The organism is Burkholderia sp. AW33-5, assembly GCF_053427615.1.
This window is the reverse complement of the sequence record NZ_JBSAXA010000007.1, coordinates 14,655-39,853: the sequence shown is the minus strand read 5'-3', so window position 1 is coordinate 39,853 and position 25,199 is coordinate 14,655. Positions and strand designations below refer to the sequence as shown.

General features: G+C 67.5%; 26 protein-coding genes, 1 other RNA gene and 1 pseudogene. 17 read left to right on the top strand and 11 right to left on the bottom strand.

The features are described from left to right. Positions 1-37: 37 nt before the first annotated feature. Entirely contained in the window at positions 38-961 is a 924-nt protein-coding gene (locus ACV22V_RS14245) for a carbon-nitrogen hydrolase family protein (RefSeq protein WP_448014278.1), read from the bottom strand. 79 nt (positions 962-1,040) lie between these two features. Between ACV22V_RS14245 and ACV22V_RS14240 the strand changes: the two genes are divergently transcribed. The 4 genes from ACV22V_RS14240 to ACV22V_RS14225 all read left to right on the top strand — a co-directional run bounded on the left by ACV22V_RS14240 (position 1,041) and on the right by ACV22V_RS14225 (position 5,557). Next, complete coding sequence (locus ACV22V_RS14240; protein ID WP_059700691.1) at positions 1,041-1,961, top strand: LysR family transcriptional regulator; 921 nt, start codon at positions 1,041-1,043, stop codon at positions 1,959-1,961. A gap of 188 nt (positions 1,962-2,149) precedes the next feature. Beyond that, positions 2,150-2,659, top strand: a complete 510-nt coding sequence (locus ACV22V_RS14235) for an NUDIX hydrolase (RefSeq protein WP_059535350.1) — start codon at positions 2,150-2,152, stop codon at positions 2,657-2,659. Further along, a complete protein-coding gene (gene mnmA / locus ACV22V_RS14230; RefSeq protein WP_448014276.1) occupies positions 2,656-3,819 on the top strand; it encodes a tRNA 2-thiouridine(34) synthase MnmA in 1,164 nt (387 codons plus the stop codon). The genes ACV22V_RS14235 and mnmA overlap by 4 nt, the downstream gene beginning before the upstream one ends. A 118-nt stretch (positions 3,820-3,937) precedes the next feature. Next, positions 3,938-5,557 (top strand): FMN-binding glutamate synthase family protein, encoded by a 1,620-nt coding sequence (locus ACV22V_RS14225; RefSeq protein ID WP_448014274.1) that lies wholly within the window; start codon positions 3,938-3,940, stop codon positions 5,555-5,557. Positions 5,558-5,648: 91 nt separating this feature from the next. On the opposite strand, the gene ACV22V_RS14220 is transcribed toward ACV22V_RS14225, so the two are convergent. Then, positions 5,649-6,260, bottom strand: coding sequence for a glutathione S-transferase family protein (locus tag ACV22V_RS14220; RefSeq protein ID WP_059820513.1), 612 nt, complete (start codon positions 6,258-6,260; stop codon positions 5,649-5,651). A 188-nt stretch (positions 6,261-6,448) separates the two neighbouring features. On the opposite strand from ACV22V_RS14220, the gene ACV22V_RS14215 reads away from it, so the two are divergent. The 10 genes and pseudogenes from ACV22V_RS14215 to ACV22V_RS14170 all read left to right on the top strand — a co-directional run. Further along, positions 6,449-7,846 carry an aminopeptidase P N-terminal domain-containing protein gene (locus tag ACV22V_RS14215; protein ID WP_448014273.1) on the top strand — a complete coding sequence of 466 codons (1,398 nt, stop codon included), beginning with the start codon at positions 6,449-6,451 and terminating at the stop codon, positions 7,844-7,846. Positions 7,847-7,936: 90 nt separating this feature from the next. Beyond that, positions 7,937-9,124 (top strand): UbiH/UbiF/VisC/COQ6 family ubiquinone biosynthesis hydroxylase, encoded by a 1,188-nt coding sequence (locus ACV22V_RS14210; RefSeq protein ID WP_448014272.1) that lies wholly within the window; start codon positions 7,937-7,939, stop codon positions 9,122-9,124. A 144-nt stretch (positions 9,125-9,268) separates the two neighbouring features. Continuing rightward, positions 9,269-10,336 (top strand): tRNA dihydrouridine synthase DusB, encoded by a 1,068-nt coding sequence (gene dusB, locus ACV22V_RS14205; RefSeq protein ID WP_059689065.1) that lies wholly within the window; start codon positions 9,269-9,271, stop codon positions 10,334-10,336. After that, positions 10,333-10,566 carry a Fis family transcriptional regulator gene (locus ACV22V_RS14200; RefSeq protein ID WP_006476892.1) on the top strand — a complete coding sequence of 78 codons (234 nt, stop codon included), beginning with the start codon at positions 10,333-10,335 and terminating at the stop codon, positions 10,564-10,566. The genes dusB and ACV22V_RS14200 overlap by 4 nt, the downstream gene beginning before the upstream one ends. Positions 10,567-10,610: 44 nt before the next feature. Next, entirely contained in the window at positions 10,611-12,176 is a 1,566-nt protein-coding gene (purH, locus tag ACV22V_RS14195) for a bifunctional phosphoribosylaminoimidazolecarboxamide formyltransferase/IMP cyclohydrolase (RefSeq protein WP_223962096.1), read from the top strand. A 151-nt stretch (positions 12,177-12,327) separates the two neighbouring features. Next, the gene (gene ruvC, locus ACV22V_RS14190) at positions 12,328-12,870 is read left to right on the top strand and encodes a crossover junction endodeoxyribonuclease RuvC (RefSeq protein ID WP_059465409.1); all 543 of its coding nucleotides are present in this window, start codon (positions 12,328-12,330) and stop codon (positions 12,868-12,870) included. Between the two features lie 182 nt (positions 12,871-13,052). Beyond that, on the top strand, positions 13,053-13,634 hold the full coding sequence (ruvA, locus tag ACV22V_RS14185; protein ID WP_059451998.1) for a Holliday junction branch migration protein RuvA: 582 nt from the start codon (positions 13,053-13,055) through the stop codon (positions 13,632-13,634). A gap of 108 nt (positions 13,635-13,742) precedes the next feature. After that, complete coding sequence (gene ruvB / locus ACV22V_RS14180) at positions 13,743-14,810, top strand: Holliday junction branch migration DNA helicase RuvB (RefSeq protein WP_448014270.1); 1,068 nt, start codon at positions 13,743-13,745, stop codon at positions 14,808-14,810. A 24-nt stretch (positions 14,811-14,834) separates the two neighbouring features. After that, the gene (locus ACV22V_RS14175) at positions 14,835-15,788 is read left to right on the top strand and encodes an oxygenase MpaB family protein (RefSeq protein WP_448014268.1); all 954 of its coding nucleotides are present in this window, start codon (positions 14,835-14,837) and stop codon (positions 15,786-15,788) included. A gap of 57 nt (positions 15,789-15,845) precedes the next feature. After that, positions 15,846-15,974 (top strand): annotated as a pseudogene (locus ACV22V_RS14170) (ParB/Srx family N-terminal domain-containing protein); the annotation flags it as partial. A gap of 67 nt (positions 15,975-16,041) precedes the next feature. Here ACV22V_RS14170 and ACV22V_RS14165 read toward each other — a convergent pair. From ACV22V_RS14165 to tyrS, 3 genes are read right to left on the bottom strand one after another with little or no spacing between them, the layout of a single operon-like run. Continuing rightward, complete coding sequence (locus ACV22V_RS14165; RefSeq protein ID WP_059535333.1) at positions 16,042-16,704, bottom strand: histidine phosphatase family protein; 663 nt, start codon at positions 16,702-16,704, stop codon at positions 16,042-16,044. 23 nt (positions 16,705-16,727) lie between these two features. After that, on the bottom strand, positions 16,728-17,186 hold the full coding sequence (gene dtd, locus ACV22V_RS14160; protein ID WP_448014267.1) for a D-aminoacyl-tRNA deacylase: 459 nt from the start codon (positions 17,184-17,186) through the stop codon (positions 16,728-16,730). After that, positions 17,183-18,424 (bottom strand): tyrosine--tRNA ligase, encoded by a 1,242-nt coding sequence (gene tyrS / locus ACV22V_RS14155; RefSeq protein ID WP_059535332.1) that lies wholly within the window; start codon positions 18,422-18,424, stop codon positions 17,183-17,185. The genes dtd and tyrS overlap by 4 nt, the downstream gene beginning before the upstream one ends. A gap of 142 nt (positions 18,425-18,566) precedes the next feature. Here tyrS and ACV22V_RS14150 point away from each other — a divergent pair, with 142 nt between their 5' ends. Continuing rightward, positions 18,567-19,715 carry an anhydro-N-acetylmuramic acid kinase gene (locus ACV22V_RS14150; RefSeq protein ID WP_059535330.1) on the top strand — a complete coding sequence of 383 codons (1,149 nt, stop codon included), beginning with the start codon at positions 18,567-18,569 and terminating at the stop codon, positions 19,713-19,715. Positions 19,716-19,817: 102 nt separating this feature from the next. Here ACV22V_RS14150 and erpA read toward each other — a convergent pair whose 3' ends face one another. The 3 genes from erpA to rplM all read right to left on the bottom strand — a co-directional run bounded on the left by erpA (position 19,818) and on the right by rplM (position 21,229). Then, complete coding sequence (gene erpA, locus ACV22V_RS14145; RefSeq protein WP_059451991.1) at positions 19,818-20,189, bottom strand: iron-sulfur cluster insertion protein ErpA; 372 nt, start codon at positions 20,187-20,189, stop codon at positions 19,818-19,820. Between the two features lie 207 nt (positions 20,190-20,396). Further along, positions 20,397-20,789 carry a 30S ribosomal protein S9 gene (rpsI, locus tag ACV22V_RS14140; protein ID WP_011883283.1) on the bottom strand — a complete coding sequence of 131 codons (393 nt, stop codon included), beginning with the start codon at positions 20,787-20,789 and terminating at the stop codon, positions 20,397-20,399. Positions 20,790-20,800: 11 nt separating this feature from the next. Then, positions 20,801-21,229 (bottom strand): 50S ribosomal protein L13, encoded by a 429-nt coding sequence (gene rplM, locus ACV22V_RS14135; protein ID WP_009687896.1) that lies wholly within the window; start codon positions 21,227-21,229, stop codon positions 20,801-20,803. Between the two features lie 315 nt (positions 21,230-21,544). Between rplM and ACV22V_RS14130 the strand changes: the two genes are divergently transcribed. Together ACV22V_RS14130 and ACV22V_RS14125 are read left to right on the top strand one after the other, a co-directional pair. After that, the gene (locus tag ACV22V_RS14130; RefSeq protein ID WP_448014418.1) at positions 21,545-21,847 is read left to right on the top strand and encodes a hypothetical protein; all 303 of its coding nucleotides are present in this window, start codon (positions 21,545-21,547) and stop codon (positions 21,845-21,847) included. 449 nt (positions 21,848-22,296) lie between these two features. Further along, entirely contained in the window at positions 22,297-22,761 is a 465-nt protein-coding gene (locus tag ACV22V_RS14125) for an OsmC family protein (protein ID WP_082721941.1), read from the top strand. A 70-nt stretch (positions 22,762-22,831) separates the two neighbouring features. Here the strand turns inward: ACV22V_RS14125 and rnpB are convergent. The 3 genes from rnpB to pyrC form a co-directional block, all read right to left on the bottom strand. Further along, an RNA gene (gene rnpB / locus ACV22V_RS14120) (RNase P RNA component class A) lies at positions 22,832-23,243 on the bottom strand. A 12-nt stretch (positions 23,244-23,255) separates the two neighbouring features. After that, positions 23,256-24,134 carry a DUF3025 domain-containing protein gene (locus ACV22V_RS14115; protein ID WP_448014264.1) on the bottom strand — a complete coding sequence of 293 codons (879 nt, stop codon included), beginning with the start codon at positions 24,132-24,134 and terminating at the stop codon, positions 23,256-23,258. Continuing rightward, positions 24,131-25,195 (bottom strand): dihydroorotase, encoded by a 1,065-nt coding sequence (pyrC, locus tag ACV22V_RS14110; RefSeq protein WP_059689071.1) that lies wholly within the window; start codon positions 25,193-25,195, stop codon positions 24,131-24,133. The genes ACV22V_RS14115 and pyrC overlap by 4 nt, the downstream gene beginning before the upstream one ends. Positions 25,196-25,199 lie beyond the last annotated feature (4 nt).

Below are 25,199 nucleotides of genomic sequence, written 5' to 3'. Positions count from 1 at the left end.
TTCGCATGCCGGGGCGTCCGCGCCCCGGCAACGCCCGTCATTCCCCGAACACGACCGGCCGCTGCGGCCGCTCGTCGACGTGCAGCGAAAACACGTCGGGGCGCGCATAGTGCCCGACCACGTCGAAGTCGTAACGCGCACGCACGAGCTCGTCCGTATCGATGCGCGCGGTCACGAGCCCGGCCTCGCCGATCAGCGGCTCCGTCAGCAGGTCGCCGAGCGGCCCGACGATCACGCTGCCGCCGCGGATCAGCGGCCGCTCGGGATCCCAGCCCGGCACGTCGATGCCGAGCGCGCGCGGCGACGGCTGCACCTGGCACGCGCTCACGACGAAGCAGCGCCCTTCGTGCGCGATGTGCCGCATCGAGCTTTGCCACAGGTCGCGCTCGTCGACGGTCGGCGCGCACCAGATCTGCACGCCTTTCGCATACATCGCGCAGCGCAGCAGCGGCATGTGGTTCTCCCAGCAGATCGCGGCGCCCGCACGGCCCGCGGCCGTGTCGATCACCGGCAGTGTCGAGCCATCGCCCTGCCCCCAGATCAGCCGCTCGGTGCCGGTCGGCATCAGCTTGCGGTGCTTCGCGACGAGCCCGTCGCGCGGCTCGAAGAACAGAGCCGTGCAGTAAAGCGTGCTGCCGCCACGCTCGATCACGCCGATCACGAGGCTCGCGCCCGTGCGCTGCGACAGCGCGGCCAGTTCGTCCGTTTCGGGCCCCGGCACGTCGATCGCCTGCGCGGCGTAACGCGCATACGCGTCGCGGCCCTCGGGCAGCCGGTAACCGAGCCGCGTGCCGAAGATCTCGCCCTTCGGATAGCCGCCGAGCACGGCCTCGGGCAGCACGACGAGCGACGCGCCGCTGTCGCGGATCGCGGCTTCGTAGCCGAGGATCGTGTCGAGCGTGGCGCGCGTGCCGGCGGGCGATGCGCCGATCTGCAGCGCGGCGATGACTGAGGTGGACATGAAGGCGTCTCCGGTGAGTGGGTGACGCCATCTTTATCGATATCATTTCATCGATCAAATCGATAAAACGATAACTGACATGAATACGGATGATATCGCCGCGCTCGACCTGAATCTGCTGAAGGTGTTCGAGGCGCTGTACGAGGAAGGCGGCGCGAGCCGCGCGGCGCTGCGGCTCGGCCTCACGCAATCGGCGGCGAGCGCGGCGCTCGCGCGGCTGCGCGTGATCTACGCCGATCCGCTGTTCGTGCGCACCGGCCGCGGGCTCGCGCCGACGCCGCGCGCGGACGAACTGAAGCCGATCCTCTCCGACGCGCTCGACCGCTGCCGCGCAAGCCTCGCGATCGCGGCCGACGGCGGCGAGCGGGTCGGCCGTACGATCTCGATCGGGCTGTCGGACGACTTCGAGATCGCGCTCGGCCGCGCGCTGATTGACGCGGTCGCCCGCGAAGCCGCGGGCATCCGGCTGATCTTCCGGCAGACGCACAGCGGCATCGCGGGCGACGCGCTGCTGCGGCACGGCGTCGATCTCGCGATCGCGTCGGGCGGATTCTCGGCGAACGGGCTGAGCCGGCGCGCGGTCGCGACGGGCGGCTACGCGTGCCTGATCGATCCGGCCGGCCGCGCGCACGCGCCGAGCACGCTCGCGCTCGCCGATTTCGTGCAGCGCGACCACCTGCTCGTGTCGTCGGGCGGCGTGATCGGGATCGTCGACGAAGCGCTGGCCGCGCTCGGCCATAAACGGCGCGTCGCGGCGTCGACCACGCATTTCGCGGCGCTGCCGTACCTGCTCGCCGGCTCCGACGCGGTGGCGACGATTCCGGCGCACGCGGCTCGCGCGATCGCGCAGGCGACGTCGCTGCGCGCGCTCGCGTGCCCGGTCGAGCTGCCGCGCTATCCGGTGGAAATCGGCTGGCGCACGAGCACGCAGCGCGACCCGGCGATCGTGCGCGTGCGGGATACGATCGCCGCCTGCGTCGCGACCATCGTCGCACCGTGAAAAACGGGGCGCGATTCGGCGCGTGACGGTCGGACCGCCCTGGCTGGCCGCCAGCCTGGGCAGGCGGCGGCGCCGGAACGCGTCGCGGCGATCGGGCAGACCTGTTGCCGCCACAAGAACGACCGGGGTCGGATTCGTCTAACCTGACGGCCGGCAGCGTCCGGGCGCAACCGGTAAAATGCCGAACCATGAAACCCGAAATCTGGACCCCGCATGTGACCGTCGCGGCGCTCGTCGAGCGTGCCGGTCGCTTTCTCGTGATCGAGGAAGAAACCTCGACGGGCCTGCGCATCAACCAGCCGGCCGGCCATCTCGAAGCCGGCGAGACGCTCGCCGACGCCGTGATCCGCGAGACGCTCGAGGAAACCGCGCATCCGTTCGTGCCCGACGCGCTCGTCGGCGTCTATCTCGCGCACTACGACCGCCCCGACAGCGCCGGTGCGACCTACCTGCGCTTCACGTTCTGCGGCACGGCCGGCGAGCCGCTGCCGGGCCACATGCTCGACGACGGCATCGTCCGCACGCTGTGGATGAGCGCCGACGAACTGCGCGCGTGCAGCGAGCGCCACCGCTCGCCGGCGGTGATGCGCTGCGTCGACGACTATCTCGCCGGGCGGCGCATTCCGCTCGATTTCGTGCACACGCATTCGGTCGCGCCGCGCCCGGAAGCATTCGACCGTCAGGCGGTAAACAAATGAGCAAGCGCCGTGTAGTAGTGGGCATGTCGGGCGGTGTCGATTCGTCGGTGACCGCGTGGCTGCTGAAGGAACAGGGGTACGACGTGGTCGGCCTGTTCATGAAGAACTGGGAAGACGACGACGACGGCGAATACTGCTCGACGCGCCAGGACTGGATCGACGTGGTGTCGGTGGCCGACCTGATCGGCATCGACGTGGAAGCCGTGAACTTCGCGGCCGAATACAAGGACCGCGTGTTCGCCGAATTCCTGCGCGAATATTCGGCCGGCCGCACGCCGAACCCGGACGTGCTGTGCAACGCCGAGATCAAGTTCAAGGCGTTCCTCGACCACGCGATGTCGCTCGATGCGGAAATGATCGCAACCGGCCACTACGCGCGCGTGCGCGAACGCGACGGTCGCTTCGAACTGCTGAAGGCATTCGATCATACGAAGGACCAGTCGTACTTCCTGCACCGGCTGAACCAGGCGCAGCTGTCGAAGACGATGTTCCCGCTCGGCGAGATCCCGAAGACGAAGGTGCGCGAGATCGCCGCGCAGATCGGCCTGCCGAACGCGAAGAAGAAGGACTCGACCGGCATCTGCTTCATCGGCGAACGGCCGTTCCGCGACTTCCTGAACCGCTATCTTCCGACGAAACCCGGCCCGATGAAGACGCCCGACGGCAAGGTGGTCGGCGAGCACATCGGCCTCGCGTTCTACACGTTCGGCCAGCGCAAGGGCATCGGCCTCGGCGGCAGCAAGGACGGCAGCGGCGAACCGTGGTTCGTCGCGGCGAAGGACATCGCGTCGAACACGCTGTACGTCGTGCAGGGCCACGACCACCCGTGGCTGCTGTCGCGCGAACTCGTCGCCGGCAACGTGAGCTGGGTCGCGGGCGAGCCGCCGGCCGAAGGCTTCTCGTGCGGGGCGAAGACGCGCTACCGGCAGGCCGATGCGGCCTGCACGTTCGGCCGGGCCGCGCTCGATCAGGCCGACGGCGAGCGCTTCTCGCTCGCGTTCGACGACGCGCAATGGGCGGTCACGCCCGGCCAGTCGGCCGTGCTGTACGACGGCGAGATCTGCCTCGGCGGCGGCATCATCGAGTTCGCGGCCACCGGCCAGCCCGGCCAGACGGCGCCGGCGGCAACGCACGCGGGCGCGCTCGCGGAAGCACGCTGACATCCATTCGGTTTAGACTTGCGGCACGCCGCGCCCGGCGGAACACGATTCCGCCGCGGCCGGTGCGCCGCCGCGCAGCGTACGCATGGCGGCATTTCAAGATGCTTACGGAGCCCCCATGCTTTCACGACGCTACCTCGCGATGTGGTGTGCCGTCCTGCTGCTCGTTGCCGCGGCCGCACTCGCGTCGATCCACGTGCTTTCCTGGCTGTGGATCATCCTCCCCGTCGCCCTCGTCGCCCTCGGCCTGTACGACCTGAACCAGGACCGCCACGCGATCCTGCGCAATTACCCGCTCTGGGGCCATTTCCGCTTCCTGTTCGAGTTCATCCGCCCCGAGATCCGCCAGTATTTCGTCGAGGACGACACCGACGAGAAGCCGTTCTCGCGCGCGCAGCGCAGCCTCGTCTACCAGCGCGCGAAGAACGTCGCCGACAATCGCCCGTACGGTACCGAGCTGAACGTGAAGGCCGTCGCGCACGAATGGATCAGCCACTCGCTCGCGCCGACGAAGCTGCCGAACCATGACTTCCGCATCCGGGTCGGCGCGAACCGCGCGCAGCCGTACGACATCTCGATCTTCAACATCTCGGCGATGAGCTTCGGCTCGCTGTCCGCGAACGCGATCCGCTCGCTGAACCTCGGCGCGAAGAAAGGCGGATTCGCGCACGACACTGGCGAAGGCTCGCTGTCGAAGTACCACCGCGAGAACGGCGGCGACATCATCTGGGAAATCGCATCCGGCTACTTCGGCTGCCGCAACGACGACGGCACGTTCAATCCGGACAAGTTCGCGAAGCAGGCCGCCGATCCGCAGGTCAAGATGATCGAGATCAAGCTGTCGCAAGGCGCGAAGCCGGGCCACGGCGGCGTGCTGCCGGCCGCGAAGATCACGCCCGAGATCGCCGAGACACGCGGCGTGCCGATGGGCAAGGACTGCATCTCGCCCGCGACGCACTCGCAATTCTCGACGCCGCGCGGGCTGCTCGAATTCGTCGAGCGGCTGCGCACGCTGTCCGGCGGCAAGCCCACCGGCTTCAAGCTGTGCATCGGCCATCCGTGGGAATTCTTCGGGATCGCGAAGGCGATGGTCGAGACGGGCATCGTGCCGGACTTCATCGTCGTCGACGGCGCGGAAGGCGGCACCGGCGCGGCGCCGCTCGAATTCACCGACCACGTCGGCGTGCCGCTGCAGGAAGGGCTGCTGCTGGTGCACAACACGCTCGTCGGCATCGGCGTGCGCGACCGCGTGAAGATCGGCGCGAGCGGCAAGATCATCACCGCGTTCGACATCGCGCGCACGCTCGCGATCGGCGCGGACTGGGTGAATTCGGCGCGCGGCTTCATGTTCGCGGTCGGCTGCATCCAGGCGCAGCACTGTCACACCGACCGCTGCCCGACCGGCGTCGCCACGCAGGACCCGGTGCGCCAGCGCGCCATCGTCGTGCCCGACAAGGCCGAGCGCGTGTACAACTTCCACCGCAATACGCTGCATGCACTGCAGGAACTCGTGCAGGCGGCCGGCCTCGGCCATCCGTCCGAGCTGCGCGCGCATCACATCGTGCAGCGGGTCGCGCCGCACGAGGTGCGGCTGATGTCGCAGTTGCTGAAGTACCTGAAGCCCGGCGCGCTGCTCGACGGCCAGACCTGCGGCTATACGCTGTACGACAAGTGGTGGCCGATCGCGCGCAGCGATTCGTTCGTGCTCGGCGAAACCGTTTACGCGTCGATCGAGTGACGCGATCGCCAGCCGCCGGGCGGCTCGCCATGAGAAAAGCGCCCCGCGGGGCGCTTTTCTTTTGTCTGCCCGATCCGCCGTCGGCGGTCGGTCAGCCCTGCGGCAGCGTGTCGACGAACGTCTGCCGCTGCGACAGCTTCACGAAATGCTTGTCGAGGTTCGGATGGCGATCGCGCCAGTTGAGTTCGGGCATCCGGAAGTCGAGGTAGCCGAGCGCGCAGCCGAGTGCGATGTCGGCGAGCGTGTAATGATTGCCGACGCACCACGTCTTGCCGCCGATGCCCTGCGACATCGCGACGAGCGCGTCGTCGATCTTGCGCTGCTGACGCGAGACCCAGCTCGCGCTGCGCTGCGCTTCGTCGCGCAGCGTGTGTTCGAGACGAATCGCCACGGCCGCGTCGAGCACGCCGTCACCCAGCGCTTCCCAGCACCGCACTTCGACACGTTCGCGCCCCGACGGCGGAATCAGCTTGCCGACCGGCGACAGCGTATCGACGTATTCGCAGATCACGCGGGAATCGAACACCGCGGCACCATCCTCCATCACGAGACACGGGACCTTGCCGAGCGGATTCGATGCATGAATGTTCGTATCCGGCGCCCACACGTTCTCGAGCTCCAGCTTGTAGTCGATCTTCTTTTCAGCAAGCACGATCCGCGCCTTTCGGACGTACGGGCTGCTGAGCGAACCGATTAATTTCATCATCTGCCTTTTTAAGGGAACCGCCGAGAGTATACGTTGTCGCCGATCATAACCGGCCGGCGTGGCCGGGCAGAAAATCTGCCCGTCCGGCCTGTGGATGGTTTGCAACAGCCGTCGCCGAGCCCCGTCCGGCGCGGCTTGCAGCCGCGCCTCTCACACACCGCGTCCGGCGGCGCTACAATCGCACGATGAATGCGCCCCTCGATACCGCCATCGCCGTCGACGTCTACCGCCAGCGCCGCGAACGCGTGCTTGCCGCACTGCGCGCCGCGGGCGGCGGCGTCGCCATCGTTCCCACCGCGCCGGAAATGCTGCGCAACCGCGATACGGCCTTCCCGTACCGGCATGACAGCTACTTCCACTACCTGACGGGCTTCACCGAGCCGGATGCCGTGCTCGTGCTGAACGCCGCCGGGTCGCAAGGCACGCCGGAATCGATCCTGTTCTGCCGCGCGAAGAATGCCGATCGCGAGATCTGGGAAGGTTTCCATTACGGGCCCGAGGCCGCGCGCGACGCGTTCGGCTTCGACGCGGCCTACGCGGTCGACGTGATCGACACCGAAATGCCGCGCCTGCTCGCCGATGCGGGCACCGTGCACTATCGGTTCGGCGCCTCGGCCGAGTTCGACCGCCAGCTCGCCGGCTGGATCGATGCGGTGCGCGCGCAGGCGCGCACGGGTGTCGCCGCGCCGGACGCGCTGCTCGACCTCACGCCGCTCGTCGACGACATGCGGCTCGTGAAGGACGAACACGAACTCGCGATCATGATGCGCGCCGCGCACATCTCCGCGCTCGCGCACCGTCGCGCGATGCAGGTGTGCCACCCGGGGATCCGCGAATACGAACTCGAGGCCGAGCTGCTGTACACGTTCCGCAAGCATGGCGCGCAGGCGCCCGCGTATGGCTCGATCGTCGCGGCCGGCGCGAACGCGTGCGTGCTGCACTACCCGGCCGGCAACGCGGCCGCGCGCGACGGCGACCTGATCCTGATCGATGCCGCGTGCGAACTCGACGGCTACGCGTCGGACATCACGCGCACGTTCCCGGCCAACGGGCGCTTCTCGCCCGCGCAGCGCACGCTGTACGACATCGTGCTCGCCGCGCAGCAGGCCGCAATCGACGCGACGCGCGCGGGCGTGTCGTTCGAGGCGCCGCACGACGCGGCCGTGCGCGTGCTGGCGCAAGGGCTGCTCGATACGGGCATCATCCCGAAGACGCGCTTCTCGAACGTCGACGACGTGATCGCCGAGCGCGCATACGCGCGCTTCTACATGCACCGCACCGGCCACTGGATCGGCATGGACGTGCACGATTGCGGCGACTACCGCGAACGGCTCGCCGCGCGCGACGCCGACGGCGCGTTGCCGTGGCGCACGCTGAAACCCGGCATGACGCTTACCGTCGAGCCGGGCCTGTACGTGCGGGCCGCCGACGACGTGCCGTCCGAATACTGGAACATCGGCATCCGCATCGAGGACGACGCGATCGTGCGCGAGCACGGTTGCGAGCTGATCACGCGCGACGTGCCGGTGGCGGCCGCCGAGATCGAGGCGTTGATGCGCGCGGGCGCGGCGCACGGCGCGTGAGCGTGCCGCAGGTCGCCCTCGCCCCGCTGTCGAGCCACCGTTGTCTCGTTGTTGACCGCTGTTGACCGTTACCCCGTTTCACGAACACTGATGACGACCGCTTCCTCCCCGGCCACGCCGGACTACGATCTCGCCATCGTCGGCGCCGGCCCCGTCGGGCTCGCGCTCGCCGGCTGGCTCGCCCGACGTAGCGCGACGCAGCACGCGTCGATCGCGCTGATCGACGCGCGCGAGCCGGCCGCGAGCGCGAACGACCCGCGCGCGATCGCCGTATCGCACGGCAGCCGCGTGCTGCTCGACACGCTCGGATGGCCGGGCGACGCGACGCCGATCGAACACATCCACGTGTCACAGCGCGGCCATTTCGGCCGCACGCTGATCGACCGCGACGAGCACGACCTCGCCGCGCTCGGCTACGTCGTGCGCTACGGTTCGATCGTGCAGGCGCTCGCGCAGGCCGTGCGCGGCACGCGCGTCGACTGGCTCACGTCGACCACCGCGCGCACGCCGCAACAGGACGCCGACGGCGTCACGCTGACGCTCGACGGTCCGCAAGGCGAGCGCACGCTGCGCGCGCGCATCGTCATCAACGCCGAAGGCGGGCTGTTCCACGAACAGCAGGCCGATAAAGGCAAGCATCGCCGCGACTACGGTCAGACCGCGATCGTCGGCACGGTCACGGTCTCGGCGCCGCGCCCGAACGTCGCATGGGAACGCTTCACGCACGAAGGCCCGCTCGCGCTGCTGCCGCTTGGCGGTCCGCGCCAGGCCGAGTATTCGCTCGTATGGTGCTGCACGCCCGACGAAGCGGCCCGCCGCGCCGCCCTTCCCGACGACGCGTTCCTGCGCGAACTCGGCGCTGCCTTTGGCGAGCGGATGGGGCAGTTCGTCGCGATCGCGGGGCGCGCATCGTTCCCGCTCGGGCTGAACGCGGCACAAACGCTCGTCAACGGGCGCATTGCGATCGTCGGCAACGCCGCGCAAACGCTGCATCCGGTCGCCGGCCAGGGGCTCAATCTCGGGCTGCGCGATGCGCATACGCTCGTCGACGCGCTGTCCACCCAGGGCTTCGAACCGACCGCGCTCGCAACCTTCAACGCGCGGCGTGCACTCGACCGGCGCTTCACGATCGGCGCGACCGACACGCTCGCGCGGTTGTTCACGGTCGACACCGGCCCCCTTCCGCTGTTGCGCGGCGCGGCGCTCACCGCGCTCGAATTCGTCCCGCCGCTGAAGAAGGCGATCGCGCGCCAGATGATGTTCGGCCAGCGCAACTGACGCGCGGCGCGGCGCGCGTTGCGTGTCGTCGGCGCCGTGCAAACCGGGTCAAATCGGCGGGGCATGGGAATACGGTAAAATGCGCGTTTTCCCTCCGCCCTTTTTTGCCCGCGACGCCCGGCGCTCGCGGGCGGTGCCATTGCGATGCCCGTTATCGGCCCTCACGTATTGCGTAACAATCTGTTCGTCGCCCCGATGGCCGGGGTGACGGATCGCCCGTTCCGCCAGCTGTGCAAGCGGCTGGGGGCCGGATACGCCGTGTCCGAGATGGTCGCGTCCAATGCGCAGCTGTGGAAGAGCGCGAAGACGATGCGGCGAGCGAACCACGAAGGCGAAGTCGAGCCGATCGCGGTGCAGATCGCCGGCGCCGATCCGGCGATGATGGCCGAAGCCGCCCGCTACAACGTCGACAACGGCGCGCAGATCATCGACATCAACATGGGCTGCCCGGCGAAGAAGGTCTGCAACGTCGCGGCCGGCTCCGCGCTGCTGCAGAACGAGCCGCTCGTGCAGCGGATCGTCGAGGCCGTCGTCGCGGCGGTCGGCACGGGGCCGGATGCAGTGCCCGTCACGCTGAAGATCCGCACCGGCTGGGATCGCGAGCACAAGAACGCGATCACGGTCGCGCGCCTCGCCGAGGCGGCCGGCATCTCGATGCTGACCGTGCACGGCCGCACGCGCGCCGACCTCTACCGCGGCGACGCGGAATACGACACCATCGCGGCCGTGAAGGCGGCCGTGCACATCCCGGTCGTCGCGAACGGCGACATCACGTCGCCGGCGAAAGCGAAGGCCGTGCTCGACGCAACCGGCGCCGACGCACTGATGATCGGTCGTGCCGCGCAAGGCCGGCCATGGCTGTTCCGTGAAATCGATCATTTCCTGCAAACCGGCGAGCTGCTGCCCCCGCCGCGGATCGACGAGATCCAGCACGTGATGAACGAACACCTGGAAGACCACTACGCGTTCTATGGTGAATTCACCGGCGTCCGTACTGCGCGCAAGCACATCGGCTGGTACACTCGCGGCCTTTCCGGTGCCAACGGGTTCCGGCACAGGATGAACACGCTCGATTCCACCCGCGAGCAGCTCGCCGCCGTCAATGCATTCTTCGAGGCGCAAAAGGCGCTGTCGGACCACCTCGTCTACGTCGATGACGAAGAGGAAAACGGCCAGGGCGAGTCGGACGACCATAACCAGTTAGCAGCATGAGCAAGCACAACATCGAACAATGTGTCCGCGAGAGCCTGGACGTGTATTTCCGGGATCTAGACGGCTCCAATCCGCACGACGTCTATGAAATGGTGATGTCCTGCGTCGAAAAGCCGATGCTCGAGGTCGTGCTCGTACAGGCCGGCGGCAACCAGTCGCTCGCCGCCGAGTACCTCGGCATCAATCGCAATACGCTGCGCAAGAAGCTGCAGCAGCACGGCCTGCTGTAGGCAGCCGTCCCGTCCCCGTTTCCCTGGCTATTGGTGGTTCCATCATGATCAAGCAAGCGCTCATTTCCGTTTCCGACAAGACCGGTATCGTCGACTTCGCGAAGTCGCTGTCCGACCTCGGCGTCAAGCTGCTGTCGACCGGCGGCACCGCGAAACTCCTCGCCGACGCGGGCCTGCCCGTTACCGAAGTGGCCGACTACACGGGCTTTCCGGAAATGCTCGATGGGCGCGTGAAGACGCTCCACCCGAAGGTGCACGGCGGCATCCTCGCCCGCCGCGACCTGCCCGAGCACATGCAGGCGCTGGAACAGCACGGCATCCCGACGATCGACCTGCTGGTCGTGAACCTGTATCCGTTCGTCGCGACGATCGCGAAGGACGACTGCACGCTCGCGGACGCGATCGAGAACATCGACATCGGCGGTCCGACGATGCTGCGCTCGGCCGCGAAGAACCACCGCGACGTGACGGTCGTCGTCGATCCGGCCGACTACGCGGTCGTGCTCGACGAAATGAAGGCGAACGGCAACGCGATCGGCTACGCGACCAACTTCCGCCTCGCGACCAAGGTGTTCGCGCACACGGCACAATACGACGGCGCGATCACGAACTACCTGACGAGCCTGACCGACGAGCTGCAGCACGCATCGCGCAGCGCGTACCCGGCCACGCTGAACATGGCGTTCGACAAGGTGCAGGACCTGCGCTACGGCGAGAACCCGCACCAGAGCGCAGCGTTCTACCGCGACCTCGCGGCACCGGCCGGCGCACTGGCGAACTACCGCCAGCTGCAGGGCAAGGAACTGTCGTACAACAACATCGCGGATTCGGACGCGGCGTGGGAATGCGTGAAGACGTTCGACGCGCCGGCCTGCGTGATCATCAAGCATGCGAACCCGTGCGGCGTCGCGGTCGGCAACGACTCGGCCGATGCATACGCGAAGGCATTCCAGACCGACCCGACGTCGGCGTTCGGCGGCATCATCGCGTTCAACCGCGAAGTCGACGAGACGGCCGCGCAGGCGGTGGCGAAGCAGTTCGTCGAAGTGCTGATCGCGCCGTCGTTCTCGGACGCCGCGAAGCAGGTGTTCGCCGCGAAGCAGAACGTGCGCCTGCTCGAAATCGCGCTGGGCGATGGTCATAACGCGTTCGACCTGAAGCGCGTGGGCGGCGGCCTGCTCGTGCAGTCGCTCGATTCGAAGAACGTGCAGCCGAGCGAACTGCGCGTCGTCACGAAGCGTCAACCGACCGCGAAGGAAATGGACGACCTCCTGTTCGCATGGCGCGTCGCGAAGTACGTGAAGTCGAACGCGATCGTGTTCTGCGGCAACGGCATGACGCTCGGCGTCGGCGCCGGCCAGATGAGCCGCGTCGATTCCGCGCGCATCGCGAGCATCAAGGCACAGAACGCGGGCCTTACGCTGGCCGGCTCGGCCGTTGCGTCGGATGCGTTCTTCCCGTTCCGCGACGGTCTCGATGTCGTCGTGGCGGCTGGCGCGACCTGCGTGATCCAGCCGGGCGGCTCGATGCGCGACGACGAGGTGATCGCGGCGGCCGATGAACACGGCATCGCGATGGTCCTGACGGGCGTGCGTCACTTCCGTCACTGATCGCACGCGGCCCGCGCGGCCGCTGCATGCAAACCCGGCGGCATCGCACCCGCCGGGTTTTTTATTGCGCGGCGCCGGCGCACACGACCATGCGACCGGCACCGCACACCATTCGTTGTAGTATCGCTGCATCAGGTTTTTCTCCTCACTCATGCGAATTCTCGGCATCGACCCCGGCCTGCGCGTCACCGGCTTCGGCATCATCGACGTCAGCGGCCATCGGCTCGCCTATGTCGCGAGCGGCGTGATCCGTACGCCAACGGCCGACCTGGCCACCCGACTCGGCACGATCTTCCAGGGCGTATCGACGCTCGTGCGCGAACACGCGCCCGACCAGGCCGCGATCGAGCAGGTGTTCGTCAACGTGAACCCGCAGTCGACACTGCTGCTCGGTCAGGCGCGCGGCGCCGCGATCTGCGGGCTCGTCGCCGGCGGCTTGCCGGTGGCCGAATACACCGCGCTGCAACTGAAGCAGGCCGTCGTCGGTTACGGCCGCGCGACCAAGTCGCAGATGCAGGAGATGGTCACGCGACTGCTCAATCTCACGGGCCAGCCCGGCAGCGACGCGGCCGATGCGCTCGGGATGGCGATCTGCCATGCACACAGCGGTAATACGCTCGGCACGATCAGCGGCCTCGCGCCGGCGCTCGCGAAAAAGGGGCTGCGGGTGCGGCGCGGACGGCTCGTCGGCTGACGCAAACGGCACGCATGTCTACGGCGCGTCGCGCATTGCGCCTGCGACCGCCCTGCCCGCCCGATCGCCTCATCGCCCTGCATCACGCACGCGTGTCGCATCGCCCGACCTGAAGGCCAACCCATCGGCATCGCGCCGCACCTGCGCTACACTCGCGCTTTCTTCCTCGCTTCCCGCCATCCATGATCGGTCGCATCGCCGGCATCCTGCTCGAAAAGAACCCGCCCCACCTGCTCGTCGACTGCAATGGCGTCGGCTACGAGATCGACGTGCCGATGAGCACCTTCTACAACCTGCCGCAGACCGGCGAGCGCGTCGTGCTGCTCACGCAGCAGATCGTGCGCGAGGACGCGCACCTGCTGTACGGCTTCCTGACGCCGCAGGAGCGCACGACCTTCCGCGAACTGCTGAAGATCACCGGTATCGGCGCGCGCATGGCGCTGGCCGTGCTGTCCGGCATGAGCGTGCAGGAGCTCGCGCAGGCGGTGACGATGCAGGACGCCGCACGTCTCACGCGCCTGCCCGGCATCGGCAAGAAGACCGCCGAGCGCCTGCTGCTCGAGCTGAAGGGCAAGCTCGGCGCGGACCTCGGTGCGCTCGCCGGCGCCGCATCCCAGTCCGATCACGCGACCGACATCCTCAACGCGCTGCTCGCGCTCGGCTACTCGGAAAAGGAAGGCCTCGCCGCGATCAAGAACGTGCCGGCCGGCACCGGCGTGTCCGAGGGCATCAAGCTCGCGCTCAAGGCATTGTCGAAGGCGTAACACCCGCCCGAACCGGCTTTCGGAGCCAGTGTCGCGCCGCCGTGCGGCGCGCACCAGTCGGCCGTTCGGCCAGTTCGACCGCGTGACCGCGCGCGGTACAATGGCCGCATGATTGAAACCGACAAACTCGCCGCCGAGCGGATCATCGCCGCCACGCCCACCTCGTCGCACGAGGAGGTGTTCGAACGCGCGCTGCGGCCGCGCCAGCTCGACGACTACGTCGGCCAGGAAAAGGTGCGCGGTCAGCTCGAGATCTTCATCGAGGCCGCGAAGCGCCGCTCCGAGCCGCTCGACCACGTGCTGCTGTTCGGGCCGCCGGGCCTCGGCAAGACCACTCTCGCGCACATCATCGCGCGCGAGATGGGCGTGAATCTGCGCCAGACCTCGGGCCCCGTGCTCGAGCGCGCGGGCGATCTCGCCGCGCTGCTGACCAACCTCGAAGCGAACGACGTGCTGTTCATCGACGAAATCCACCGGTTGTCGCCGGTCGTCGAGGAAATCCTGTATCCGGCGCTCGAGGATTACCAGATCGACATCATGATCGGCGAAGGGCCGGCCGCGCGCAGCGTGAAGCTCGACCTGCAGCCGTTCACGCTGGTCGGCGCGACCACGCGTGCGGGGATGCTGACCAACCCGCTGCGCGATCGCTTCGGGATCGTCGCGCGCCTCGAGTTCTACGATGCCGACCAGCTGTCGCGCATCGTGCGGCGCTCGGCGTCGCTGCTGAACGCACAGATCGATCCGAACGGCGCGCTGGAAATCGCGAAGCGCTCGCGCGGCACGCCGCGGATCGCGAACCGGCTGCTGCGTCGCGTGCGCGACTATGCGGAAGTGAAGGCCGACGGCCAGATCACCGCGGCCGTGGCCGACGCCGCGCTCGCGATGCTCGACGTCGATCCGGTCGGCTTCGACCTGATGGACCGCAAGCTGCTCGAGGCGATCCTGCACAAGTTCGACGGCGGCCCGGTCGGTATCGACAACCTCTCGGCGGCGATCGGCGAGGAGCGCGACACGATCGAGGACGTGCTCGAACCATACCTGATCCAGCAGGGTTTCCTGCAGCGCACGCCGCGCGGGCGCGTCGCGACACTGCTCACATACCGCCACTTCGGGCTCTCCGCACCCGATGCCGGCAATACCGAACGCGGAATGTGGGATACCGCCGACGGGAAGTAACCCGCCGCCCACGCCACACCTGCCATGACCACGCCGCCCAGCCCGCATCCCGCCACGCCCACGCCGGGTCCGCGCTGGGTCGAACCGATCCGCAAGCGGCTCGTGGCCGGCATCACGCACCTGACGACGGGCGGCGGCGGCCCGTCGATCGACCTGTCGTCGCCACCCGGAGACCCGGGGCTGTTCGGCCCCGACGCCGTCTGCTGGCGCGTGCATGCCGATTTCACGTCGATGATGACGGGCGGCATTGCTGCGCTGCTGCTGCAGGCGCTCCATCCGCTCGCGCTGGCGGGCGTCTGGGATCACTCGTCGTTTCGCACCGACATCCTCGGCCGCTTGCGGCGCACCGCAACGTTCATCACGGGCACGACGTTCGGCAGCCGCGCGGACGCACTCGCGCTGATCGAGCGCGTAAGAGCGATCCACGCGCGCGTATCGGGTACCGCGCCCGACGGCAGGCCGTACCGAGCCGACGATCCGGCGTTGCTGACCTGGGTGCATGTCGCGGAAGTATCGAGCTTCCTCGCCGCACATTTGCGCTATGTGAATCCGTCGCTGTCGGGCGAGCAGCAGGACGGCTACTACGCGGAGACGGCATTGATCGCCGAGCTGCTCGGCGCCCGGGATGTTCCCCGTTCGCGCGCGGAAGTCGCGGCCTATTTCACGCGCATGCAGCCCGAACTCGAAGCAGGGCCACGCACCTTCGACGTCATGGACATTCTGCTGAATGTGCCGATCTCTACGCCCGCGCTACGGCCGGCCGCGTCGCTGATCATGCATGCGGGCATAGACCTGCTGCCGAACTGGGCGCAGCGCATGCTCGGCGTGTCGACGTTCGCGCCGTTGCGACGCGCGGTGGTCCGGCCCGGTGTCAGGGCGGTCGCGCCCGTGCTGCGCTGGGCGCTCGTCAACGGCGCCTCGAAACGCGCACGCCGACGCGCGACGGCGACGCCGCCCGACGGTACCCCGCCCGCCTGACGATCCGTTTCTTCGGATCATTTCAATTTGTCGTGACCGTGATATTCCCGTGACCGCCGCGTCGATGCGATCAATGGCGGCAAGAAGTATCCGAAAGGAGAATTCGAGAAGCTGCGCCAGCCGATTACGGCCGACAAGCTCGGCAGGATCGCGTACGCGCTCGGCTACAGGACGCGCCAGGCACTGCCGCACCCAAACCTGAAATGGAAGGCCGCCCCCGGCCGATCACGCCGGCAGCACCGGCATGACCGCATCAAAGTACCTTGCGATACCCGTCGTCGTCGCTCGCGGTATCCAGGTGCGACACGTCGGCCCATTGCACGACCTGCGCACGGCCATCGACGTAATCGACGACGTTGATGCTGGTGTTGAGCAACTGATAGCTGCGCGGCGCCGAGAGGTCGAGACCGTTGGCAAAGCGATACACGCAATCGAGCACGCCGCCGTGCGCGACGCAGGCGATGCGCCCGCCCGGATGCGCGGCGACGATCGGCTCGAGCGCATGCAGCACGCGATGATAGAACTCGCGCTGCGACTCGCCGCCGTCGGGCGCGAAACCCGGGTCGCGCGTCTGCCACGCGGCGTAGGCGTCCGGAAACAGCGTCTCGATCTCGGTGCTGTCATGCCCCTGGAACACGCCGTACGCACGCTCGCGCAGCCCTTCGCGCAACCGCAGCGGCAACCCGAGCGCATCGGCAAAGGGTTGCGCGGTCTGCTGCGCGCGCATCAGGTCGCTCGAATAGATCGCGTCGATGCGCTGCCCTTCATGCGCGTCCCGCGCGAGCCGGACGGCCAGCCGCTGCGCCTGCGCGAGCCCCGTGTCGGCCAGCGGAATGTCGATATGGCCCTGGATGCGCTTGATGCGGTTCCAGGCCGTCTCGCCATGACGAATGAAGAGAATCTGCGTGGTGGCCATCGCGGCGCGTCTCCGGGAAAGAATCAGGGCCGCACTTGCAGCCAGAACGTCACGGGGCCGTCGTTGACGAGCGACACCTGCATGTCGGCGCCGAATTCGCCCGTCTCGACGACCGGATGACGCGCGCGCGCGGCCGCGACGAAATAGTCGAACAGGCGCGCGCCTTCGTCGGGCGGCGCGGCCGGCGTGAAGCTCGGCCGCAGCCCGCTGTTGGTATCGGCCGCGAGCGTGAACTGCGACACGAGCAGCAGGCCGCCGGCGCCGCCCGCGCCGTCGACGTTCGACACCGGCAGGTTCATCTTGCCGGCCGCGTCGCTGAACACGCGATAGCCGAGCAGCTTCGCGAGCAGTTTGTCGGCGGCGGCCTCGGTGTCGCCGCGCTCCGCGCAGACGAGCGCGAGCAGTCCTGCGCCGATCTCGCCCGTCGTGCGGTCGCCGACGCGCACGTCGGCGCGCTTCACGCGCTGGATCAGCGCGATCATGCGGTCAGCGTGACGCGCGCGAAGCGGCGCTTGCCGACCTGAACGACGAACTCGCCGGCCTCGACCTTCAGGCCCTTGTCGGACACCGTCGCACCGTCGATCTTCACGCCGCCCTGCTCGATGTTGCGCAGCGCTTCGCTCGTCGACGGCACGAGGCCCGCCTGCTTCAGCAGCTGGCCGATCGCGAGCGGCGCGCCCGCGAGCGTGACCGACGGGATGTCGTCCGGCACGCCGCCCTTCGCGCGATGATTGAAATCTTCGAGCGCACGCTCGGCGTCGGCCTGCGAATGGAAGCGCGCGACGATTTCCTGCGCGAGCAGCACCTTGAAATCGCGCGGATTGCGGCCGCCTTCGGCGTCGCGCTTGAAGCCGGCGATTTCGTCGAGGCCCCGGAACGACAGCAGTTCGAAGTAACGCCACATCAGCGTGTCCGAGATGCTCATCAGCTTGCCGAACATGTCGGTCGGCTTCTCGCTGATGCCGACGTAGTTGCCCTTCGACTTCGACATCTTCTCGACGCCGTCGAGGCCTTCGAGCAGCGGCATCGTCAGAATGCACTGCTGTTCCTGGCCGTATTGCTTCTGCAGTTCGCGGCCGACGAGCAGGTTGAACTTCTGGTCGGTGCCGCCGAGTTCGAGGTCGGCGTTCAGCGCGACCGAGTCGTAACCCTGCATCAGCGGGTACAGGAATTCGTGGATCGAGATCGGCACGCCGCTCTGGAAACGCTTCGTGAAATCCTCGCGCTCGAGGATCCGCGCGACCGTGTAGCGCGACGCGAGCTTGATCATCCCGTCCGCGCCGAGCGGCATCGACCATTCGCTGTTGTAGCGGATTTCGGTCTTCGCGCGGTCGAGCACGAGCGCGGCCTGTTCGAAGTAGGTCTTCGCGTTCGATTCGATCTGTTCGCGCGTGAGCGGCGGACGCGTCGCGTTGCGGCCCGACGGGTCGCCGATCAGCGACGTGAAATCGCCGATCAGGAAGATCACGGTGTGGCCGAGATCCTGCAGCTGACGCATCTTGTTCAACACGACCGTATGGCCGATGTGGATGTCGGGCGCGGTCGGATCGAGGCCGAGCTTGATGCGCAGCGGCGTGCCGGTGGCCGCGCTGCGCGCGAGCTTCTGCGCGAACTCTTCCTCGATCAGCAGTTCGTCGACGCCGCGCTTCGTGACGGCGAGCGCATGGCGGACTTCGTCGGTGATCGGGAAAACAGGCTTGGAACTGGGTTCGGTGCTCATCGGTGCCAGGAAGAATGTCGCAAAGACAGGGATTTTCCCATAACTTGCGCGTGCATCGCTTAACGATGCGTCAGGTTGCGCGGATAATCGGGCGCAAGGCGCGCGGCACCGGCCCGCGCCGCTCGATCCAGGAGAACCCAACGTGCCGCAACGACATCCGCAACCCGCCCATCCGGCCGACGGCATCTACTTCGGGCTGATGTCGGGAACCAGCATGGACGGCGTCGACGGCGTCGCCGTGCGTTTCGAGACCGGCCGCGCGCCGGTCGTGCTCGCGGAAGCGTTCGTCGGCTTCGCGCAATCGCTGCGCGACGCGCTGTTCGCGCTGCAGCAGCCCGGCGACAACGAGATCGACCGCGAATCGCTCGCGGCGAACGCGCTCGTCGCGCGCTACGCGGTGTGCTGTCACGAGTTGCAGCGCACCGCCGGCCTGTCGCGCGACGAGATCCGCGCGATCGGCGTGCATGGCCAGACGGTCCGGCACCGTCCCGAGCGCGGCTACACGCGCCAGCTCAACAATCCGGCACTGCTCGCGGAGCTGGCCCATATCGACGTGATCGCCGATTTCCGCAGCCGCGACGTCGCAGCCGGCGGCCACGGCGCGCCGCTCGCGCCTGCGTTCCACGCGACGATGTTCGGCGCGCCGGGCGAGACGCGGGTCGTCTGCAACCTCGGCGGCATCAGCAACATCACGATCCTGCCCGGTGATGGCGGCGACGTGCGCGGCTTCGACTGCGGGCCCGCGAACGCGCTGCTCGACGCATGGGCGACTCGCCACCTCGGCAAGCCGTACGACGACGGCGGCAAGTTCGCCGCGCGCGGCACGGTGCACGCGCCGCTGCTCGACGCGCTGCTCGACGAGCCCTACTTCGCCGCGCTGCCGCCGAAAAGCACCGGCCGCGATTTGTTCAATCCCGCGTGGCTCGACGCGAAGCTCGCCGCGTTCGCGCAGGTCGCGCCGGAACACGTCCAGGCAACGCTGACGGCGCTCACCGCCGTCTCGGTCGCCCGCGAAGTCGCGCAACACGCGACGGATTGCAAAGCCGTGTTCGTCTGCGGCGGCGGCGCCCGCAATCCGGTGCTGCTCGCCGCGCTCGCGGAAGCGCTGCGCGAGGCCGGCGTGCCGGCGACGGTGGAGACGACGGCCGCGCTCGGCGTGCCGCCGCAACAGGTCGAAGCGCTCGCGTTCGCGTGGCTCGCGTATCGCTTCACCGCGCGCCAGCCCGGCAACCTCGCGAGCGTGACGGGTGCCGCGGATGCGCGCGTGCTAGGCGCGCTTTATCCGCGCTGACGGAAGGCCGAAGGAAGCGGTTCGCGCCGCGCATGGGCACAAAAAACGGGGCATGAAGCCCCGTTTTTCATTCCGGCGAACCGGACAGATTCCGTCGTGCGCTCAGACCGAGAACGACGAGCCGCACCCGCAGGTGGTCGTTGCGTTCGGGTTCTTGATCACGAACTGGGCGCCGTTGAGGTCGTCCTTGTAGTCGATCTCGGCGCCGACCAGGTACTGGTAGCTCATCGAGTCGATCAGGAGCTGGACGCCGTTCTTGTTCATCACGGTGTCGTCCTCGTTGACTTCCTCGTCGAACGTGAAGCCATACTGGAAGCCCGAGCAGCCGCCGCCCTGCACGAATACGCGCAGCTTCAGGTCGGGATTGCCCTCTTCGTCGATCAGTTGCTTGACCTTGTCGGCCGCGGCGTCGGTGAAGACGAACGGTACCGGCATTTCGGTGGTCGTTGCTGCGGATTCGGTAACAGCGTTCATGCGAACTCTCCAAAAAGCTTTAGCCGCTATTGTAGGGCCGATCAGAAGATCGTGCTGATGTCCATGAAATCAATAGGTTCTTGTTGATTTCCGTAAAGGAAACGGCCCGCGGGGCCCCGCCGCGCGGGCATAAAAAAACCGCCAGCGTGAAAGCTGGCGGTTTTTCCGGCGGACGCCGCCCGGAAGCGGCGCGGCCATGAAGCGGAATTAACGCTTCGAGAACTGCTTTGCGCGACGTGCCTTGCGCAGACCAACCTTCTTACGCTCGACTTCACGTGCATCGCGCGTGACGAAGCCTGCGTTCGACAGCGACGGCTTCAGCGTCGCATCGTAGTCGATCAGCGCGCGGGTGATGCCGTGGCGCACTGCGCCTGCCTGACCCGTTTCGCCGCCGCCGTTCACGTTCACCTTGATGTCGAACGTCTGGCCGTGGTTCGTGAGTTCCAGCGGTTGACGCACGATCATCAGCGACGTTTCGCGCGAGAAGTAGTCAGCGATGGGCTTGCCGTTGACGATGATGTCGCCCTTGCCAGCCTTGATGAAGACACGTGCGACTGCGCTCTTGCGGCGGCCCGTACCGTAGTTCCAGTTACCGATCATGTGGGCTCCCCTTAGATCTCGAGCGCTTTCGGCTGTTGAGCCGAGTGCGGATGCGTCGCTTCAGCGTAGACCTTCAGCTTCTTGATCATCGCGTAGCCGAGCGGGCCCTTCGGCAGCATGCCCTTGACCGCCTTCTCGAGCGCACGGCCCGGGAAGCGTTCTTGCATCTTGCCGAACGTCGTTTCATAGATACCGCCCGGGTAGCCCGAGTGACGGTAGTACTTCTTGTCCAGAGTCTTGTTGCCCGTGACCTTCAACTTGCTTGCGTTGATGATGATGATGAAATCACCAGTGTCGACGTGCGGGGTGAACTCAGGCTTGTGCTTGCCGCGCAGACGGCGTGCCACTTCGCTGGCAACACGGCCGAGAACCTTATCCGTCGCGTCAATCACGTACCATTCGCGCGTCACCTCATGGGCTTTTGCGGAAAACGTCTTCATGATCGATCCAAAAAAAATGCTTTGCCCGATGTGTTCTTCCTGCTTGTCTGTGTGCGCTTCGAGGCGCGGTGCAGGCTCTCCCTGTTCTTTTTCCGTGGGCATGAATGCGGAAAAGCCCTGAATTATAAAGGAAATACGGCAGCGCGGTCAAAAAGAATCCACGTCCCGCGCCGGCGGCGCCCGAAATGGGCCAAAATCCGGTCGTGCCCCGATATGCCAGGCGAACCGAGCGCCCGGGGAGGCACCCATCGACGCGCGGCACCTGACCTTGCCGCGCCAGACCGGCCGACAACGGAAAAACAACAAACAAGCACGATGAAACAAGGACTTACGCCCCTTCTCGCGGCCGCATTGCTGGCCGCCGCAGCGCCCGCCGGCGCCGCCCGGGCCGGCTGCGAGGCCAAGCTCGACGCACTCGACGCTCGTATCGCCGACGCCCGCGGCGCCCACGCCGAAGATCGCATCGCCCGCCTGCGCGCGGTACGCGAACGCGTACGCCATTTCTGCGCGCGCGGTCATGACCACGCATCGGCCGCGCAGGTTTCGCCCCCTGCCGCCGGCTCGACCGACACGTCAAGCGGCGCGGCATCGCACGCGGCCGCACGACAGCCCGCGTAAACGGAGTCAAAGACAGGGAATCAACGACCGACATCGAAGCGCGCAAACTGCGCGTCGATGCTTGCATGGGACGAAAAAAAGCCCGAACGGCTGGTTCGGGCTTAATCCACCTTAGGAGGAGGGTGGAGGAGACATGCGGAGGTTGCCGCAGCGCGACAACCAATGAGGCTCATTATACGAATGCGCCGGCGACTTCACAAGAAAATTTGCATTACGAAATCCACAACCATAATGCGGAATATGATGGATTTCGCCTCCAGATCGCGTTTTCTCTTTTGAAATCAACCGATTGGGAAACAAGGACGCAACCGGAAGTCCACCACATCTAGAACAAAACCCCTAAAGCGGGCAGGGAAATCGACGTTCGGCGCGCCGCCAGGCGCCGCGTGCGGTGGCGCGACGTTGCGCGTCGTGCAGCGCATCAGCCGACCGTTGCACTGCGGGCTACAATGCATGATCGAATTCGAATCAGGCAACGCTGGAGTGCAAGCATGGAATGCAAAGTAAGCTGGATGGGTCAGGACGGCATGGCGTTTTCCGCTCAGACCGGAAGCGGGCACCTCGTCGCGATGGACGGCGCACCGGAAGGCGGCGGCCATAATCTCGCGCCGCGCCCGATGGAAATGGTGCTGGTCGGCACCGGCGGCTGCACCGCGTACGACGTCGTGCTGATCCTGAAGAAGAGCCGCCAGGAAGTCACCGGCTGCTCGGTCACGCTGAAGGCCGAACGCGCAAGCGAAGATCCGAAGGTGTTCACGAAGGTCCACTTCCACTTCACCGTCACGGGCCGCAACCTGAACCCGGCCACGGTCGAGCGCGCGATCAACCTGTCGCACGACAAGTACTGCTCCGCGTCGATCATGATCGCGAAGACGGCCGAGCTCACGCATTCGTTCGACATCGTCGCGGCCTGAACGCCTGGCAGCCACGCATGAAAAAAAGGGCCGGCGCTCCTGACGGAGCGCCGGCCCTTTCGCATTCGAACGGCAAAGCAGGCCGATAAGCCGGATTCTGTGCACGCTGCACGCCGAAGCGCACGGCGCGTGGCAGCCATTCCTCTAGGCGCGCCATTGCTGACGCGCTCAAGCTTCCTACCCGCAGACGAGACGGGGGCACCGTCCTGCATCCGAAAATGCGCGCCTGCCTACTTGGAATTGCTCCGGGTGGAGGTTACCGTGCCGGCGGACGTCGCCGTCGCCGCGGTGCGCTCTTACCGCACCGTTTCACCCTTACCTGATCCCGGCTTGCGCCGGGCCATCGGCGGTTTGCTTTCTGTTGCCCTGTTCCGCGTGTCGCCACGGATGGCCGTTAGCCATCACCCTGCCCTGTGGAGTCCGGACTTTCCTCGCCCTCGCCTGCCCGAAGGCGGCGAGGCCGCGACTGCCTGGCCTGCTTTGCGACGCGCATTCTAGCACTGCGCGCCGCCGCCGGCAGCGCGCGACCGGCGGCCGCTGCGGAAAACCGCCGGATCGTCGTAGAACGCGGGCACGGCGTTCGCGTCACACCAGCCCGGCACGCCGAGCACCGGGAGCGGCGCGAAATCGCGGCTCGTCAGGTCACGGGTCGCGAGTTCGCCGGCGATCCGCTCATCGACGTGCGCGGCGCGCTGCGCGTCGGGCCACGAGAAATAGTCGTCACTCACTTCGACGATCCACGTGTGCGCGGTGCAGGACTTGTACGGCACGACGAGCTTCTCGAGCAGCGCATGGCCGACGAGCCGCGCCTCGCAGCGCATGCCCCACGCGTCGCGCGCCGCCACCAGCAGTTGCTGCCAGTTGAAGCCGCGCAGCGCGCCGGCGAGCGCGCGGTCGGCCGTCACGAACAGCGCGGCGTTCTCGTCGAACAGCGTGAGCGCATCGCGCAGCGTGCCGCGCACGGGACCGACGCCGCCCGCGGCGTCGATCGCCGCGGCCTGGCGTGCGTTCAGCGCGGCCTTGGTGCGCGGATACGCGAACCAGACGAGCGCATTGAAGAAGTCGTGAAGATTGTGGCGGGTCGGGACGCCGCCCGTGTCGGCGATATGCGTTTCGTATGCGATGCCTGGCGGCAGCTCCGCCTGCGGCACGAAGCGCAGCGGCCGGCCTCGGCCGCTCGCCCGCGTACCGCCGCGCAGCGCGCCGTTCAACGCATCGAGCAGCGCGGTCTCGCCCGTGAGCGCCGCCGCCTGCAGCGTACGACCGGGCGCCGCGTAAGACGCGAGCCACGGCGCCGACCAGTCGATCTGCGCGAATACCGCCGCCCCGCCGCCGGCCGTCAGGCCGGCCTCGCGCGGCGGCGTGCCGGTCACGCGAACTTCCAGCCGATCGTTTCGCCGGCGCGCAGCGGGACGACCGGCGTATCGCCCGCGAAGACCTCGCGCGGCAGTTCCCAGGTCTCGCGGCGCAGCGTGATCGTCTCGGTGCTGCGCGGCAGCCCGTAGAAATCGGCGCCGAAGCGGCTCGCGAAATTCTCCAGCTTGTCGAGCGCGCCGGCCTGGTCGAACGCTTCCGCATACAGCTCGAGCGCGTGCAGCGCCGTGTAGCAGCCCGCGCACCCGCACGCGGTTTCCTTCGCGCCGCGCGCGTGCGGCGCGCTGTCGGTACCGAGGAAGAAGCGCGGGTTGCCCGACGTCGCCGCTTCGACGAGCGCGACGCGGTGCGTTTCGCGCTTCAGCACCGGCAGGCAGTAGTAATGCGGGCGAATCCCGCCGACGAACAGCGCGTTGCGGCTGTACAGCATGTGCTGCGGCGTGATCGTCGCGCCGAGCAGGCCCGGCGCCGCGTCGGCATCGCGCACGTAGTCGGCCGCGTCCTTCGTCGTGATGTGCTCGAACACGACCTTCAGGCCGGGGAAATCGCGGCGCAGCGGCGTCATCACGCGGTCGATGAACACCTTCTCGCGATCGAACATGTCGATCGCCGGATCGGTCACCTCGCCGTGCACGAGCAGCGGCATGCCGGTTTCCTGCATGACCTCGAGCGTCTTCGCGCACTTCGCGAGATCGCTGACGCCGTGATCGGAGTTCGTCGTCGCGCCGGCCGGATACAGCTTCACGCCGTGCACGAAGCCGCTGTCGCGCGCGCGGCGGATTTCGTCGGGCGCCGTGTTGTCGGTCAGGTACAGCGTCATCAGCGGCTCGAACGCCATGCCCGCCGGCAGCGCGGCCAGGATTCGCTCGCGATAGGCCTGCGCCTGCGCGGTGGTCGTGACGGGCGGCTTCAGGTTCGGCATGACGATCGCGCGGGCGAACTGGCGCGCCGTGTGCGGCAGCACCGCGGCCAGCATGTCGCCGTCGCGCAGGTGCAGGTGCAGGTCGTCGGGACGGGCGAGCGTAAGCGTCGCCGGAGAGGAAGCGTTCGAGGCAGTCATAGGA

Coding starts and splice junctions, on each gene's coding strand:
- ACV22V_RS14245 (WP_448014278.1), bottom strand. CDS start 961: ATGTCCACCTCAGTCATCGCCGCGCTGCAGATCGGCGCATCGCCCGCC.
- ACV22V_RS14240 (WP_059700691.1), top strand. CDS start 1,041: ATGAATACGGATGATATCGCCGCGCTCGACCTGAATCTGCTGAAGGTG.
- ACV22V_RS14235 (WP_059535350.1), top strand. CDS start 2,150: ATGAAACCCGAAATCTGGACCCCGCATGTGACCGTCGCGGCGCTCGTC.
- mnmA (WP_448014276.1), top strand. CDS start 2,656: ATGAGCAAGCGCCGTGTAGTAGTGGGCATGTCGGGCGGTGTCGATTCG.
- ACV22V_RS14225 (WP_448014274.1), top strand. CDS start 3,938: ATGCTTTCACGACGCTACCTCGCGATGTGGTGTGCCGTCCTGCTGCTC.
- ACV22V_RS14220 (WP_059820513.1), bottom strand. CDS start 6,260: ATGAAATTAATCGGTTCGCTCAGCAGCCCGTACGTCCGAAAGGCGCGG.
- ACV22V_RS14215 (WP_448014273.1), top strand. CDS start 6,449: ATGAATGCGCCCCTCGATACCGCCATCGCCGTCGACGTCTACCGCCAG.
- ACV22V_RS14210 (WP_448014272.1), top strand. CDS start 7,937: ATGACGACCGCTTCCTCCCCGGCCACGCCGGACTACGATCTCGCCATC.
- dusB (WP_059689065.1), top strand. CDS start 9,269: ATGCCCGTTATCGGCCCTCACGTATTGCGTAACAATCTGTTCGTCGCC.
- ACV22V_RS14200 (WP_006476892.1), top strand. CDS start 10,333: ATGAGCAAGCACAACATCGAACAATGTGTCCGCGAGAGCCTGGACGTG.
- purH (WP_223962096.1), top strand. CDS start 10,611: ATGATCAAGCAAGCGCTCATTTCCGTTTCCGACAAGACCGGTATCGTC.
- ruvC (WP_059465409.1), top strand. CDS start 12,328: ATGCGAATTCTCGGCATCGACCCCGGCCTGCGCGTCACCGGCTTCGGC.
- ruvA (WP_059451998.1), top strand. CDS start 13,053: ATGATCGGTCGCATCGCCGGCATCCTGCTCGAAAAGAACCCGCCCCAC.
- ruvB (WP_448014270.1), top strand. CDS start 13,743: ATGATTGAAACCGACAAACTCGCCGCCGAGCGGATCATCGCCGCCACG.
- ACV22V_RS14175 (WP_448014268.1), top strand. CDS start 14,835: ATGACCACGCCGCCCAGCCCGCATCCCGCCACGCCCACGCCGGGTCCG.
- ACV22V_RS14165 (WP_059535333.1), bottom strand. CDS start 16,704: ATGGCCACCACGCAGATTCTCTTCATTCGTCATGGCGAGACGGCCTGG.
- dtd (WP_448014267.1), bottom strand. CDS start 17,186: ATGATCGCGCTGATCCAGCGCGTGAAGCGCGCCGACGTGCGCGTCGGC.
- tyrS (WP_059535332.1), bottom strand. CDS start 18,424: ATGAGCACCGAACCCAGTTCCAAGCCTGTTTTCCCGATCACCGACGAA.
- erpA (WP_059451991.1), bottom strand. CDS start 20,189: ATGAACGCTGTTACCGAATCCGCAGCAACGACCACCGAAATGCCGGTA.
- rpsI (WP_011883283.1), bottom strand. CDS start 20,789: ATGATCGGTAACTGGAACTACGGTACGGGCCGCCGCAAGAGCGCAGTC.
- rplM (WP_009687896.1), bottom strand. CDS start 21,229: ATGAAGACGTTTTCCGCAAAAGCCCATGAGGTGACGCGCGAATGGTAC.
- ACV22V_RS14130 (WP_448014418.1), top strand. CDS start 21,545: ATGAAACAAGGACTTACGCCCCTTCTCGCGGCCGCATTGCTGGCCGCC.
- ACV22V_RS14125 (WP_082721941.1), top strand. CDS start 22,297: ATGCATGATCGAATTCGAATCAGGCAACGCTGGAGTGCAAGCATGGAA.
- pyrC (WP_059689071.1), bottom strand. CDS start 25,195: ATGACTGCCTCGAACGCTTCCTCTCCGGCGACGCTTACGCTCGCCCGT.